This is a genomic window from Caballeronia glebae, from assembly GCF_001545035.1.
GTDB classification, from domain to species: domain Bacteria; phylum Pseudomonadota; class Gammaproteobacteria; order Burkholderiales; family Burkholderiaceae; genus Caballeronia; species Caballeronia glebae.
On sequence record NZ_FCOJ02000098.1, the window covers coordinates 1 to 14,900 of the forward strand.

Annotated in this window: 14 protein-coding genes; 8 read left to right on the top strand and 6 right to left on the bottom strand. The window is 64.5% G+C overall.

Features of this window, described 5'->3' with window-relative positions; translation table 11 throughout:
- Nucleotides 1-160: 160 nt before the first annotated feature.
- Nucleotides 161-1,165 carry a hypothetical protein gene (locus AWB82_RS34735; RefSeq protein WP_086973801.1) on the bottom strand — a complete coding sequence of 335 codons (1,005 nt, stop codon included), beginning with the start codon at nt 1,163-1,165 and terminating at the stop codon, nt 161-163.
- A gap of 268 nt (nt 1,166-1,433) precedes the next feature.
- Between AWB82_RS34735 and AWB82_RS34740 the strand changes: the two genes are divergently transcribed.
- The gene (locus AWB82_RS34740; protein ID WP_086973802.1) at nt 1,434-1,673 is read left to right on the top strand and encodes a hypothetical protein; all 240 of its coding nucleotides are present in this window, start codon (nt 1,434-1,436) and stop codon (nt 1,671-1,673) included.
- Nucleotides 1,674-1,706: 33 nt separating this feature from the next.
- On the opposite strand, the gene AWB82_RS34745 is transcribed toward AWB82_RS34740, so the two are convergent.
- A complete protein-coding gene (locus AWB82_RS34745) occupies nt 1,707-3,095 on the bottom strand; it encodes an MFS transporter (RefSeq protein ID WP_086973803.1) in 1,389 nt (462 codons plus the stop codon).
- A gap of 110 nt (nt 3,096-3,205) precedes the next feature.
- Nucleotides 3,206-3,334 carry a hypothetical protein gene (locus AWB82_RS38930; RefSeq protein ID WP_268811056.1) on the bottom strand — a complete coding sequence of 43 codons (129 nt, stop codon included), beginning with the start codon at nt 3,332-3,334 and terminating at the stop codon, nt 3,206-3,208.
- 54 nt (nt 3,335-3,388) lie between these two features.
- Here AWB82_RS38930 and AWB82_RS34750 point away from each other — a divergent pair, with 54 nt between their 5' ends.
- Nucleotides 3,389-4,774 carry an MFS transporter gene (locus tag AWB82_RS34750; RefSeq protein WP_086973804.1) on the top strand — a complete coding sequence of 462 codons (1,386 nt, stop codon included), beginning with the start codon at nt 3,389-3,391 and terminating at the stop codon, nt 4,772-4,774.
- Between the two features lie 52 nt (nt 4,775-4,826).
- Here AWB82_RS34750 and AWB82_RS34755 read toward each other — a convergent pair whose 3' ends face one another.
- On the bottom strand, nt 4,827-5,237 hold the full coding sequence (locus tag AWB82_RS34755) for an HPF/RaiA family ribosome-associated protein (RefSeq protein ID WP_086973805.1): 411 nt from the start codon (nt 5,235-5,237) through the stop codon (nt 4,827-4,829).
- A 95-nt stretch (nt 5,238-5,332) separates the two neighbouring features.
- A complete protein-coding gene (locus tag AWB82_RS34760) occupies nt 5,333-6,214 on the bottom strand; it encodes a LysR family transcriptional regulator (protein WP_086973806.1) in 882 nt (293 codons plus the stop codon).
- A gap of 140 nt (nt 6,215-6,354) precedes the next feature.
- Here AWB82_RS34760 and AWB82_RS34765 point away from each other — a divergent pair, with 140 nt between their 5' ends.
- Both AWB82_RS34765 and AWB82_RS34770 read left to right on the top strand, forming a co-directional pair.
- Nucleotides 6,355-7,143 carry a TerC family protein gene (locus tag AWB82_RS34765; protein WP_086973807.1) on the top strand — a complete coding sequence of 263 codons (789 nt, stop codon included), beginning with the start codon at nt 6,355-6,357 and terminating at the stop codon, nt 7,141-7,143.
- Nucleotides 7,144-7,474: 331 nt separating this feature from the next.
- Complete coding sequence (locus AWB82_RS34770; protein ID WP_086973808.1) at nt 7,475-9,004, top strand: hypothetical protein; 1,530 nt, start codon at nt 7,475-7,477, stop codon at nt 9,002-9,004.
- A 6-nt stretch (nt 9,005-9,010) separates the two neighbouring features.
- Here the strand turns inward: AWB82_RS34770 and AWB82_RS34775 are convergent, their stop codons facing one another.
- Nucleotides 9,011-10,621 (bottom strand): Na+/H+ antiporter, encoded by a 1,611-nt coding sequence (locus AWB82_RS34775; protein WP_086973809.1) that lies wholly within the window; start codon nt 10,619-10,621, stop codon nt 9,011-9,013.
- Between the two features lie 135 nt (nt 10,622-10,756).
- Between AWB82_RS34775 and AWB82_RS34780 the strand changes: the two genes are divergently transcribed.
- From AWB82_RS34780 to AWB82_RS34795, 4 genes are all read left to right on the top strand, one after another.
- Nucleotides 10,757-10,981, top strand: coding sequence for a hypothetical protein (locus AWB82_RS34780; RefSeq protein ID WP_086973810.1), 225 nt, complete (start codon nt 10,757-10,759; stop codon nt 10,979-10,981).
- A 111-nt stretch (nt 10,982-11,092) separates the two neighbouring features.
- Nucleotides 11,093-12,931, top strand: a complete 1,839-nt coding sequence (locus AWB82_RS34785) for a glycoside hydrolase family 15 protein (protein ID WP_086973811.1) — start codon at nt 11,093-11,095, stop codon at nt 12,929-12,931.
- Between the two features lie 358 nt (nt 12,932-13,289).
- The gene (locus AWB82_RS34790) at nt 13,290-14,213 is read left to right on the top strand and encodes a hypothetical protein (protein WP_086973812.1); all 924 of its coding nucleotides are present in this window, start codon (nt 13,290-13,292) and stop codon (nt 14,211-14,213) included.
- A complete protein-coding gene (locus AWB82_RS34795; protein WP_143756970.1) occupies nt 14,213-14,515 on the top strand; it encodes a hypothetical protein in 303 nt (100 codons plus the stop codon). The genes AWB82_RS34790 and AWB82_RS34795 overlap by 1 nt, the downstream gene beginning before the upstream one ends.
- Nucleotides 14,516-14,900: the final 385 nt, after the last annotated feature.

Here is a 14,900-nt window from a genome sequence, read left to right on the forward strand (position 1 = left end):
TGACGACGGCCGGCCCCGAGCCGGTGGAAGCGCGCCATGCGCCGATTGATTACGAGCATTACGTCAGCAAGCAGCTTCAGCCGGTCGCGGACGGCATCCTGCCGTTCCTGCGCGACGATTTCACCGCGCTGATGTCCGGCCAGAAAGAGCTCTTCTGAGTCTAGAAACGCACGCCGAAGCCCGCCTCGATGATGTCCGCGTCGCGGTCGTAACGCGTGACCATGCGGTTCCACGTCACGCGCGCGAGCCACCGATTCGTGAAGCGGTAACTCGCCGATACCGATACGAGACCCGAGAAGCGGCCGTCGCCGGTGCGATTCTGCGGGAGGTCGTCGTTTTGCGTGATCGACAGATACGGTCCCGCGCCGACGCCGAGCGTGAGCTTGTCGTCGAAGAACGCGCGCGTCGCCCAGAGTTGCGCGGCGAGGCCGTCGCGGCGCGACTGGACCTTGCCGCCTTCGTGCAGATACGACGCGGTGAAATCGACGTAATGCCACAGTCCGCGCCGGTACTCGATGCTCTCCGCCAGATTCGTTTCCGAGTCGGGGCTGTTCAGGATCGTCGTGCCGAGCATCACCGTGACTTCGTTGTTCGTGACGTTGGTCGTGCGCGGCACGGCGCGCGCGCGCGGTCCGTGTCCGTCGGGCGCGTCGAGCTGATAGCCGATGCCGAAGAGCAGCGCGGTCGTGTCGGGTCCGCCGAACGCCTGCACGCGGTTCAGCTTCATCTCCGCGATCCAGCGGTTGTCGAAGTAATACGCCGCGCGCAGCGTGAACATGCCGCCCCAGCCGTGCGTATTCGAGTAATCGCCGCCGGCCTGCGCCTGACTCGTATCGAAATAGCGATACGGCCCGGCGCCCGCCGACAGTTCCAGCCGGTTGTTCCAGAGCGGCAGGCGTCCCCAGATCTGCACGGCCTGCCCGTCACGGTGATGGTTGGGAATATGACCTTCGTTCACCCAGGAGAAACTCCAGGCGGCGTAACGTCCGAGTCCTTCGCGATAATTGGCTTCCCAGGAATACGTGCTCTGGCTACTGCTTTTGAGCGGACCGGCGAGGATGGAAAATTCCTGAGCGTGAGCCGCGTGGCTCGCGATGGCGAACAACGCGAAGGCGATCGCCCGGAGGGCATGTCCGCAATGTCGATCGTTCCTGGTTCTGGTCATCGGCGAGGTCGGATTCGGAAGGGGCCCGCATCTTTCGTCTGAATCTCTTCGAAGCAGGATACAGACTCCAGTGAACTTCGCGCAGAAATATGATCGATTCCCATTTACGCGCACGCTGGGGTGAAACGTTTGCGCGCACGCGTCGCCGACGGCGCGACGAAAAATCGCTCGGCCTACGTTCGCAGCCACTCACACGCGGGGTTACGCGTTTTGCGGACCTTGCGTAGATTGCTTTCATGTCGGCGCAATTACGCAAGCGAGGTTAGCGATGGACTCCACTCCAATCCAATATCGAGGCTGTGAACTTTCAGTCATCGTCCAGCATCGGGCTGGAGAATTCGTCGCGACGCTTCTGATCGAGCGGCCCGGCGGCGTGCGGCGCGCAATCGGCCCGCTGCGCGCGTTTCCGAGCGCGCAGGCAGCCGCGAACTTCGCGTTCGAATGCGGCAAGGCGGAACTCGACGGCGTGTTCGCGATGCGCGGGCCGCGCGTCGCGGTGTCGGGTTGAGATGGTTGCGCCCGGACTGCGTTCGGGTTGCGCTCAGGTGTTGCTCGTGCGCGGTTCGTTCGAAGTCCGGGCGGATGTCGCATCGCCCGCCGGATGCCGCGCGCGATACACCGCGAGCGCGCACACGCTGACCGCGGCCGCCGCGACCGGCACGGCCACCGCTTCGAAAATACGCGGCGGCAGCCAGTGCGCGGCAAGCATCGCGCCACCGATCATCGAACCGACGATCGAACCGACGCGGCCCATGCCGAGCGTCCAGGCGACGCCCGTCGCGCGCGTCGCAGTCGGGTAATAGCCCGTCGAGAGAATGTTGGTGCCGGTCATCGTCCCGCCCGTGCCGATACCCGTCACGAAGAGCGCGACGAGCGACAGCCACGCGAGCGCCGGATGGCCCGCGAGATGCCCGAACGAAGCGAGACTCGCCGCCGCGCACACGAACGCCGCCGCAAGCACATATTGCGGATTGAACCGGTCCATTAGCACGCCGAGCAGGATCGCGCCGAGACTGTTGCCGGTGAGATAGAGCGCCGTCATCAGCGACGCCTCGCGAAACGGCACGCCGCTTTGCTGAATCAGGATCGGCAGCCAATTGCCGAGAAAATAGATCACGAAAAGCGCCATGAACGCCGTGATCCATAACAAAAGCGTGCCGCCGCCGATGCCCGGCCGCAACAACTGGCCGATCGGAAAACCGCGCACACGCGCTTCGTCGAGCGTCAAGCGGGCGTCCGACAGATCGGCGTGCGGCGCGATGCGCATGAGAATCGCGCGGGCTTCGGCCTGACGTTCGCCGTGCGCCACCAGATGCCGCACCGATTCCGGCAGCCAGCGCGCGAGCATGAACATCAGGATGATCGGCAGCACGCCGCCCGCGACGAGCATCGATTGCCAGCCGAACGCGCCGATCAGATGCGGCGCGGCGAGCCCGCCCAACGCGCCGCCCGCCGCGATGCCGCAGCCGATCGGCGCGACGAGCGTCGAGCGCAGACGCGCCGGGCAATATTCCGCGGCGAGCGTGTAGGCATTGGGCATCGCGCCGCCGAGACCGAGTCCCGTGACGAAGCGCAGCACGATCAGCATCGGGATGGACGTGGCCCACGCCGAAAGCAGGCTGAAGAGCGCGAAAATCGCGATGGACACGATCAGCGTCGGCTTGCGCCCGAAGCGGTCCGCCACGGGGCCGAACACGAACGAGCCGATCGTCAGCCCGAAAAGGCCCGCGCCGAACATCGGCGCGAGTTGCGCGGGCGCCGCACCGAATTGCGCCTTCAGCGCCGGCGCGATATAGCCGACGACGACCGTGTCGTAACCGTCGAGCACGAGGATCGCGAAGCACAACAGGAAGGTGGCGATCTGAAAGCGCGAGAGCGGCGCATCGTCGATCAGGGTCTGCACTGCCAGCGTGGGGGATCGCGACGTCATGCGTGTCTCCTGCGCCTTCTTGGGCGCTTATGGTGATGGGTCGGCGTCGAACTTACCATCGCGAACAAAAAACACAATCCGGTTCGGCGCTATAAAATCACGAACTCCGCTCATTTGACGTCGATTATGTTCGGATATCGAACGATCTTGCTGTTCAGGGCGGCAACGATGCCGGCGAAGTGACGGGAGCGTCGTTCCCGGAAATCGTTGCCGCGCGGCACGCTCGTTTTGCGCCGCATGGCTTCTGTCCGTTACCATGCGGGCGCGCCATTCATCCCAAAACAGAACGCTCGATGACGAATCACACGCAAGAACAACAGCGCGTCAATTACTGGGCCGTGATCTCCGTTTTGCTCGGCTCGTTTCTGGGCAATCTGGATTCGTCGATCGCCAATGTCGCGTTGCCGACCATCGCGCACGACATGACGCGCACCGCGGCGCAAACGGTTTGGGTCGTCACGGCGTATCAACTGGCGGTCGCGGTGTCGGTGCTGCCGCTCGCGGCGCTCGGCGAGATGATCGGCTTCAAGCGTGTGTTTCTCGGCGGCGTCGTGGTCTTCACGGCGGCGTCGCTCGCGTGCGCGGCGGCGCCGAGTCTGCCGCTGCTCATTGCCGCGCGCTCGGTGCAGGGCGTGGGCGGCGCGTGCATGGCGACGATCGTGCCCGCGCTGCTGCGACAGGTCTATCCACCGAGGCTCGTGGGACGCGGCATCGCGCTGCTCGGGCTGGCCGTGGCGCTATCGGCGGCGCTCGGGCCGACGGTTGCGGCGGGCATTCTCTCCGTCGCCGACTGGCGATGGCTCTTCGCGGTGAACGTGCCCCTCGGCGTATTCGGCCTGTGTCTCGCAAGCGCGACGCTTGCGCCCAACGCGCCGTCGGCGGGGGCGCGTCGCTTCGATTACACCGGCGCGCTGTTGAGCGCGGGCGCGATCGCGCTTTTCATTCTGGGCGTCGGCGGCCTGGGCGCGGGCGAAGGGCAGGCGCCCGGCTACGGCCTGAAGTTTCACGCGCTGCCTCTGATCGAGATCGCGCTTGCGTGCATCGCGGGCGTCGCGCTCGTGCGTCATCAACGCGGACGGCCTGCGCCGCTCGTTCCGCTCGATCTGCTGCGCATTCCGATCCTCGCGTTGTCCTCGCTGACGTCGATCTGCTCCTACGTCGCGCAGACGCTCGCGTATCTCGCGCTGCCGTTCATGCTCCAGCACCAGCTCGCGCGCACGGCGACCACGACGGGCCTGCTCGTCACGCCGTGGCCGCTCGTGATCGTGTTCGTGGCTCCGCTCGCGGGACGACTCTCCGACCGTCACGCGCCGGGGCTCGTCGGCGGCATGGGACTCGCGATCATGGCGGCCGGGCTATGTCTTCTCATCGGCTTGCCGGCCGAACCGTCGAACCTCGATATCGTGTGGCGCGTCGCGATTTGCGGCATCGGCTTCGGCTTTTTCCAGACGCCCAATAACCGCATCATGCTGACGTCCGCGCCGCACGAGCGCAGCGGCGCCGCCGGCGGCCTGATGACGATGGCGCGCATGATCGGCCTGTCGCTCGGCGCGGCGCTCGCGGCGGTGGCGTTCGGCCTCTACGGACAAGGCGGCGCACGGGTCGCGCTCATGGGCGCGGCGCTGTCGGCGGCGCTGGGCGTGATCGTCGGCGTGGTGCGGGTCGTGCGCACGCGCTAGAACGCGATAGAACGCGCGGCTCGACCGGCTCGCATTGGCGTGAGCGCGACTTTTACGCGCCGGCCATCTTCCTCATCAGGAGTACGCGGGGATCGACGGCTTCCTGCAACGCCGGCTCCTGCGCAAAATCCCACACGAGACTGCGCGCCCGCACGCGGCGATTCGGCTTGATGTTCTGACGCCGGCGCACTAGCGTGCGTACGGCGCGAGCGAGCGCGAGATCGATCGCCCCGCGCCAGTCGCGCGCGATCGACGTCGCCACGACCTTGTGTTCCCGATCCAGCTGCACTTCCACCTGACAGCGTTTGTCGACGCCGCCGCGCGGCCCGTTGATGTCGGACAAGCTGACGGTCGCCTTCGAGATCAGCCACGCGAGACGGCGAAAGACGAATTCGCTGCGTGACTTCGCGAGCTCGTGCATCGCAATGGCTTCGGGATCGCGGGACTTGAACAGGACTTTCATTGAGGCCTCCTCGTTGAACATGGATTCAGCGTAAGGCCTGCGCGCGGTCCGAAAAAAGTAGATGGAACCGAACAGCAACTTCGAAAAAACCGAAGTCAGGCGGTGGCATGCGCCAGCACTTGTTGCGTCAACGGATGATGCCGCCCGCGCCGCGACACGATCGCGTGCACTTCCTCCTTCACATCGGGCGAGCGGCCGAGCCAGCGCAATCCGCGCAACAGCGGCGCATCGCCCGCGCCGAATTCCGCGAGCGGGAACACGCCGAGACCGCGCGCGCCGAACACGGCCATCAGCGCGCTGTCCTCGAACTCGCCGACGACGCGCGGCGCGATGCCTTGTGTCTCCAGCCATCGATCGAGCCGCGCGCGCAGCGACGAATGGCCGGTCGGCAGAAGAATGGGCAGCGCGGCGAGACTTTCAGGGAAGTGATCGATCGCGCTCTTGCGCACGATCGAAACCGGCCCGTACCAGTCGACCGGCGAGGCGATCAACCGCTCGCTCGTGAGACGCAGATTGTGATTGTGCGGCGCGGGATGGCTCGCGAGCACGAGATCGAGCCGATGCAGCGCCAGTTCCCCGAGCAGTTCGTCGGTTTCGCCTTCGTGACACAGCAGGCGCAGCGCCGGATTGCCGAGCACCGGCGCGAGCAGCGCGTGCGCGGCGAGCTTCGAGATACCGTCCGACAGCCCGACGGCAAGACGCGCGAGCTTGCCGCTCGCGGCCTCCCGCACTTCGTCCTGGATCGACTGACCGATCTGAAAGATTTCTTCCGCGCGCGCGAAGGCCGCCTGTCCGGCTTCGGTCATGGTGACGCCGCGGCCTTCCGGCTTCAACAGTTGATGCCCGAGCGATTTTTCCAGCTCGCGCACTTGAGCGCTGATGGTCTGTACCGCCATATCGAGCCGTTCCGCCGCGCGCGCGAATCCGCCTTCCTTCACGACGACCCAGAAATAGTGCAGATGCCGATAGTTGAGCATGCCCGCGTGTCCTCAATATTTTCGTGCTTGTTCGATACATCGAAAAAACCGAAGTGTGCGTTCGATTATCGCTGATTTTTTCGAGCCGCAGAAAAGCCGATCATGGCGCGATACTTCAATCGACAGACCTTTCTTCGCTCATGGAATATCTCCTTTCGCTTGCCGCCGATCCCGCCGTGTGGGCCGCGCTCGTCACCCTCATCGTGATGGAAGTCGTGCTCGGCATCGATAACCTCGTCTTCATTTCCATTCTCAGCAACAAGCTGCCCGTGGCGCAACGCGCGCGCACGCAGCGTATCGGCATCATGCTCGCGCTCGTGATGCGGCTCGCGCTGCTCGGCACGGTCGCATGGATCGCGCAACTGACCGCGCCGGTGTTCTCGGTGTTCGATCACGCGTTCTCGTGGCGCGACCTCATCCTGCTCGCGGGCGGACTGTTCCTCGTGTGGAAGGCGACCAGCGAGATGCACCATCACGTCAGAAGAGATCACGAAGCCGTGCCCGGTGTCGCGTCGAGCGTCGGCAGCATCACGGCGTGGTCGGCGATCGGCCAGATCCTGCTGCTCGATCTCGTGTTTTCGGTCGACAGCATCATCACGGCAGTGGGGATGACCGAGCATCTGCCGATCATGTTCATCGCCGTCATCTTCGCCGTCGCTACCATGCTGTTCGCCGCCCAACCGCTCTCGCGTTTCATCGAGCGCAATCCGACGGTCGTGACGCTTGCGCTTTCGTTCCTGCTGGTGATCGCGATGACGCTGATTGCCGAAGGTTTCGGAACGCACGTGCCGAAGGGATATATCTACGCGGCGATGGGCTTTGCGGGATTCGTCGAAGGTTTGAATCTGGTTGCGAGGCGGGCGAAGGGCAAGCGCAAGGGAGACATGCCGACGCAAGATCCTGCCCGAATCGACGGCGTGTCGGGGTGAACGCGCAGCCACGATCTTATCCACAATTTCCGTGCACAACCCTGTGGACAAACCGTGCATCGGCTTGACGCGTCGAAACAAAAACATCTCGTTGCCGATATAAAAACGAACATTCGCGCGCGTCGCCGCGCACTGTGCGCGGGCCCGCAGTTCGCGCGCAGGCAAGTGGGAATTCAGCTTGCTTCTCGCGGCCCAAGTGACTACGTTATGCGATAGCGAACGCCCGATTCCTTTCGGTTCCCGAAATATCCACCGATGAATCCGCGCGCCGTATTGATCAGGCATATACCCGCGGCCGCGCTTCCCCGGAACGCAGGCGACAGGAGGGACGATGAGCCCGCATTGGGAGATCGGCACGATGAGCGAAGGGTTCGAGCCGATCGCGCCGCGCGCGCTCGCATCCATCGCGCGGATCGATCCATATATCGTGTGGGCCAACGCGACGCGTTATCGCGACCTGGGCGGCATGCCGCGCGGCCGTATTCCGATCGCAATCGAAATGAAGCAGGGCGGCGACACCGCGCAGCAGTTTGCGCAGATGATCGAGCGTCATGGCTGGCAACACTGGATCTGGATGTCGGCGCTTTATCGCGATCCGCCCGCCGGACTCGAAGCGACGCGCTTCTGCACGGCCCACGTCACGCACGAGTTCTTCGCGCATCTGAACACGGATCTCGCGGACAAGTTCGAACGCTTCACCGAAGCACTGGCGATCCCGTCGCACGTCGACGCGCGCATGGAACGCGTGCCGGCCGATCATGCGCCCATGCGCGAAGGGCTGGGCAACGCGATCGTCGGTGTGTGCGATGAAGATATCGCGTTCACGCATCCGCGTTTCTCGGAGGATGCGGCCGGAACGCGCACACGCTTTCAATGCTTCTGGAACCAGAACGATGCAGCCGACTCCGCGGCGGGACTCGGCTACGGAAGCGAGTTGCTCAAACATCAGATGGACGCGCTGCTCGACGATGCCCGCCTTCACGCCGAAGCGGCGCACGCGCCGGGCGGCGCACGCATCTATGGATTCGCGCACGACGGCCCGGCGGCGGCCGAACTCGCGGGCCGCTATCCCACGCGCGCGCTGCGTAGCGCCGACGCCGCGCAATCCGGCGCCGATCGCGACGCGCCCTTGCCGATGATCGGCGTGCAACTCAAAAGGCGCTACCGCACGATGCGCGACGCGTTCGGCCCCTGTCCCGATGCGGAAGTGCTCGACGCCGTCCGCTATGTCGTGCAGCGTGCGCAGGACACCGGCGGCGCGGCGTGTCATGCGCTCGTCAGCTTGAATGTCGGCAATGTCGCCTGGCAGCAGGATGGCAGCTCGCTCATCGAAAGCGCGCTCGACGAGTTGATGGACAGCGGCGTTTGCTCCGTCGTGCTTCCATCCGGCAACGTGGATTTGTCGCGCTGTCGCGGTGCATTGACCATCGCGGATCGAGCCGAGTCGGAATTGCGCTGGCCGGTTCGCGCGCACGCCGCATCGCCGAGTCTCGCGGAAATCTGGCTTTCGAGCGATATCGATGCGCCCCGCGTCGACGTGCAAATCGTGCCGCCCGACGATGCCGCGAGCGCATGGCTCGGGCTCGGCGATCTCGGCACATACACGCGCGGCGGCGAGCCCATCTGCACCGTCGTCCATCTCGGCCGCGGCGCGCGCGGCGAAGGCCACATGATTCTCGTCGCGCTCGCGCCGACCGCCGCACGCAACGGCATGCGCCGCGCGGCAGCGGGCGAGTGGCGCATCCGCCTGAGGAACAACGCGCGCGCGGCCGTCACGGCCTACGCGTGGATGCAGTGCGATGAAGCATCCGGCGAGACGCCGCTCGTCGCGCCATCGCATTCGCGCGACATTGGAAGTTGATCCTGCTCAACCGCGCGAATGAAGCGCGATGATCTCCTGAAGATCGAGGTCGTGCTCAAGCGAATGCAGAAGCTCGTCGTGAATCTCGCCCGCACGATGCATCCGCAGCAGTTCCGCTCGCCCGGCCGCGATCGCGGCGAGCACGACGTCGTAATGCGCGTGGCGCGCGTCCGTCGGGAATTCCTCCATGTCCTCGAAGCGCCGGGTGAGTTCGGCGCGATACGTGTATTGCTCCAGCAAGCGCGGATGGATAACGTTGCCGCTCGCGTCGTGCACGAGCGGCCGGATCGCGGCCAGTTGCGCGGTTTCCATGCGCGCCCACGCCTGCGGCTCGCTGAGATGTCGCGACGAGCGTTCGTGGCCGCGCGCGAGCGACAGCAGCGCGATGAGCGGGCCGATCGTCGCGCCCTGCAAGAGCACCGTGACGAGAATCACCGCGAAGCCGGCGAAGAGAATGAGATCGCGGCCCGGCATCGTCTCGGGCAGGGAAAGCGCGACCGCGAGCGTCACCACGCCGCGCATGCCGGCCCAGCTCACGACGGTGGCCGCGCGCCAGTCGGGAACGGCGACGCCGGCTTCATCGGCATTCGCGCGCTTGCGCCCGGCGACATTCCACGCGAACCACTTCACCGCCTCGACGCCGAACACCCACACGAAGCGCGACAGGATCACGACGGCGATCACCGCGGCCGTCGCGGGCCCGAGCAGCGCGAACGCATCGCCTACGCCGCCGAGCCGCACCGCGATGCCGCGCAGCGACAAGCCGATCAGCACGAACACGAGCGCTTCGAGCACGAACACGACGACCTGCCAGAACGCCGTGCCGCGCATGCGCTGCGCCGCCGTGAAAACCTCATGCTGATGCCAGCCCACGACCATGCCGCACGTGACCGTCGCGATGACGCTCGACACGCCTAACTCCTCGCCCGCGATATAGCTGACCCACGAGGTGAGCATCGACGTGGTGATAACGAGGTAATCGTCCTGGAGCGCGCGCAAGAGCTTCACGGCGATGAAGCCCGCCACGACTCCGACCACGATGCCGCCAATCGCGAGGCCCGCGAAGCTTGCGACTGCGCGCGGCGCGCTGAACACGCCGCTCATCGCGGCCACGAGCGCGAAGCGGAAGAGCACGAGGCCGGCCGCGTCGTTGAGCAGGCTTTCGCCTTCGAGCAGCACCATCAGACGACGCGGCAGCGCGACGCGTTCGAGCACGGCCTTCGCCGCGACCGCGTCGGGCGGCGAGACGACCGCGCCGAGCGCGAAGCATGCGGCCCACGGAAGTTGGGGCACGACGAGATGCACCGCGACGCCGACAACGAACGTCGTGAACGCGACCGCGCCGATCGCGAGCAGCAGAATGCCGCTCAGATTGCGCTTGAAGTCGTCCCACACGAAGAAGTACGCGCCGTACATCAGGAGCGGCGGCAGGAACACGACGAGCACGAGCTCCGGGTCCAGCTCGATATGCGGCAAGCCCGGCACGAACGCCATCGCGACACCGCCGACGAGCAGCGCGGCCGCGGGCGGCAGGTTAAGCCGCCTGGCGAGCACTTCGAGCGCGATGATCGCGATGAGCGAGACGAGCACCAGATTGAATGCCGTGGCAGCGTGCATGAAGTGTCCTGGGGTTGCGGTGAAATTCCTGTGCTGCAGTGCGTGGCGGCCCACGCAGGCGACACGCCCCGCGCTGCTACCATCGACGCGGGACCGGGCCGCGAGCCGGGTCATCGTATCCGAAAGGGAGGAGTAATGAGACGAAAGTCGTCGGGCGTGGCGGTGGCGGCGGTGCTGGTGGGCGTCGCCGTGGCGGCCGTGGTTTATATCGCGAGCTTCGGCCGGTCGCATCATGCGGATGCGCCTGTGCCGACGCCTTCCGCACTCGCCGCGCGGGACGGCGCCGCGAGCGCGGCGGGTTTCGGCGACGCGCCGAAGAACCCCGAAGCGGTACAGGGCGAGCGAACCGCCGCGCGTTGATACGCGGCGTCCAGGGTTTGTCGCAGGCATCGAACCTGTCACGTTCGACAGGAATATGACTTGCTCGCCGTCCGACGATGTCATTCCAATGCTCGTCGGGAGCACTTCGCGATGGGACACCATCCCCAGCAGGTTCCGCCGGCCGTGTTGCCCGTCGACGGGCGCGGCATGATCGGCAACATGAAGACGTCGGCGCTCGTGTCGCTGTCGGGCGCGATCGACTTCATGTGCTTTCCGCGCATCGATTCGCCCACGCTCTTCGCCGCGCTGCTCGATCGCGAGCGCGGTGGCGCTTTCTCGATCACGCCGCGCGCATCGCATGCCAACGTCAAGCAGATGTATCTGCCCGAAACGAACGTGCTGCTCACGCGTTTCATGACCGGCGATGGCGTTTGCGAGTTACTCGATCTGATGCCGGTCACGTCGAACGCAACGCGCGCCGATGCGTTGCCGAACTGCGTGCTGCGCGTCGTGCGGCTCGTGTTCGGACGCATGACGCTCGACGTGCGTTGCGATCCGCGTTTCGATTACGCGCGCGCGAAGCACACGGCGCATGCGGTGGAGAAGGGCATCGAATTCGTGCGCGACGATGGCGCGCCGTCCTTGCGCTTGCTCGCGAACGTGCCGCTCGCGACCGACAGCCAGGCCGCGTGCGCCACGCTGGATTTCGAGGAAGGCGATTGCGCATGCTTCGTGCTCGGCGAGGGCGAAGGGCTCGCTGACATCGAGACGAATCACGATTCGATCCTCGCCGGGACCATCGACTACTGGAAGGCGTGGTCGTCGCGTTCGACGTATCGCGGGCGTTATCGCGAAGTCGTGCTGCGCTCGGCGCTGACCTTGAAGATGCTGAGCTCGGAGGAATTCGGCGCGATCGTCGCCGCGCCGACCTTCGGCTTGCCCGAGGCGCAGGATGGCTCGCGCCGCTGGGACTATCGCTTCACATGGATACGCGACGCCGCGTTCTCCGTCTACGCGCTGCTGCGCCTCGGTTACACCGGCGAAGCGGAACGCTTCATGAAGTGGATCGCCGAGCGCAGCCGCGATTGCAGCTCGCACGGCCAATTGCGCGTGATGTACTCCGTCGACGGCACCGACGCGCTCGCGGAAGCCGAGTTGACGAGTCTCGTCGGCGAAGTGCCGGGACCGGTCGTGATCGGCAACGAGGCGCGCGATCAGATTCAGCTCGATGTTTATGGCGCGTTACTCGATTCGGTCTATCTCTACAACAAGTACGGCGCGGCCGTTTCCTACGATGGCTGGCGCCACGTGACGCGCACGGTCGACTACGTCGTCGCACACTGGCGCGAGGCCGACAACGGCATATGGGAGTTTCGCAATGGCAAGCGCGCGCTGCTGCATTCGCGGCTGATGTGCTGGGTGACGCTGGATCGCGCGCTGCGGCTTGCGGAGAAGCGCTCGCTGCCCGCGCCGCTTGCAAACTGGTTCAGGACGCGCGATGAAATCCATCGCGACATTCACGAACAGTTCTGGAACGACGACATCAAGAGCTTCGTGCAGACGCCGGGCTCGGCCACACTCGACGCCTCCGCGCTGATGATGCCGCTCGTGCGCTTCATCGGTCCAAAAGATCCGCGCTGGATCGCCACGCTCGACGCGATCGGCCGCGAGTTGCGCGTCGATCCGCTGATCTTCCGCTATACGCGCGGCTCGACGCTCGATGGCTTGCCCGGCACGGAGGGCGGCTTTTCCGCGTGCTCGTTCTGGTATGCGGAGGCGCTCGCGCGAGCAGGACGTGTCGACGAAGGGCGGCTCGTGTTCGAGAAGATGCTCGCGTACGCGAACCATCTTGGGCTTTTCTCGGAGGAAGTGGCGACGAGCGGCGAGGCGCTCGGTAATTTTCCGCAGGCGTTGACGCATCTCGCGCTTATTAGCGCGGCGTTTCAGCTCGACAGGAATCTGGACGGCGTGCATGTTCCTTGGACGTGATCGGTTCGTAGGGGATGTGAGGGGCGACGGAGTGAATGTGGAGGACGATTTGCTCAGTGCTTGAGCCAGCAACGTAACGGTGAAGCAGGCGATATGAACGGCAGGGCGCTGAAGCACTTGCGTCACCGTTTGCTGGAGCAAGGCATTTCGACTGCGGCGAAATCGACGAGACGCTGACGACGACGAAGGCGACTTGCTCGCTGCCACACGGCGCGCCATTGTTCGCGCGGTGGCTACGCTCGGCCGCCGAGAATGACCGAGTACGATGCTGCGCACACACTGACAATTTTTCACGCTCCCGCCCGAAAGCCACGTTTATTCTGTGCTCTCAGTAAGAAGTCTGAGAGGTCCGATCCAGATGGGCTTTGGTTTTGGCGAATGGAAGCCGTCCTTCAACACGTTGGACGTGCCGCTGAATATCGGATGGCAATGCACGCTCGTCCCGCGTCATCAATGCGGCACAGAGTTCTGGTTTTTGAAAAAAGACGCGTGTAAGACGGTCGATGAAGATCGCATCGCCTTCGATCGATACTTCCGCCCGAACCTCGATTTGCGCACGGTTGCGGGCGGGGAAGCATTACGCACGATCCAGCGTTTTCTTCGGACCTTGCTGAGCGTTGTGCATTGGCGGCAGCCGGCCTCAAACGAAGAGATCGAGCGATTCTTTCGCAAGGCCGTGCGCGATGGCGAGTTGATCCCGGTAGTGGATCGGAGATGGCGCCTGTCGCCAAGATTCGATGTGCCATCCGACGCGCCGCAGCGTTGGCCGAAGCAGGTTGAATTCCAATACGCGCCGCGCGATCCCTACTACATTCCGATCAGCCAGCGCGGTGGAGTTGCGGGCGATGGGGCGGCAGGCAAGGGCACCGGCGGCGTCAGCGCTAAAGTGAGCGGGGCCAACTCCTTCGCTGGAAGGATGGGCGGGGGCGCTGGCGGCAGTAGCGGTTTCGACTGGCTCGGCGCGGTCGAGGATGCGGCTGGCGCCGTTCTCGGTGGAAGCGGTTCGGACGACGATCGTCCGCTCGCAGTAAACTTCGGCGACGAAAGCACGCCGCTCGGCGGTGAATCGCCGTTCGAGTATTCTGAGGACTCGTCGCTTGATGATGTTTTCGACATGGCGGCTAGGGGCGTAAGCGATGGTGACGAGGCTGACTGCTTCTCGGCATATGAATTCGACTTAGATCAATGCAATGTAGTGGCGGCAATGACTAGAGATCCACGGTCCTTTGCGGTGTGCAAAGAAACCGCCTTTTCGAACTATCAACGATGCAGAGGCTATTGATGCCCAAACCCCAGCGTGTAACTCTCGTCTTTTACAACGAAGAAGTTCGCCAAATCCAAGTCTGCACCGTGGTCCGCAGCGAGGTGCAGAGCGTCATTGAGCGTCAAATATCGCGCGGAACAGCGATGAACGTGCCACTTGGCACAGAGGACGCCGAGCCGCAGATTACCGATGATGTGCTCAAGCAGATCGGCGGCTTGGCGGTATTGAGTCAAGGCGTGGCAAATCCCGAGCTTCGTTCGCGCTTCCATTTCACGACGGAAAACCCGATGAAGTGGGACGAGACGCCTCCTGCAGAGTGAGTGCAGCGGGGTATGTGACACGCATGGCGCGGATAGGCCGTCATCAACAAACCAAGGGCGTGATGGCTGCTCATTCGCCTTATTCTTTCGTGATCTCCTATCTGGAAGACACGCAGGTGTTTTTGGTTCTAGCCGTACGTCCGGGTTTGAGTCGTGCCTCCGCGACGTCCTGAATGACCAGATCGATCGAGTTCACGCATGCTCATGGCGATCGCCTCGATCGCTCATGGCTGGCCTCCGCAGAGTGCGAAAACCAGTCCAGCTTGATCTCAAAACGCTCCAGGTGCGACATCTGTAAATAGCCAGAAGGGGGTGCGGCGGAATTCTTGGACTATCAGGAGCTAGTCCATGTATTCGTACGAAGACCGCATCCGAGCAGTGAAGC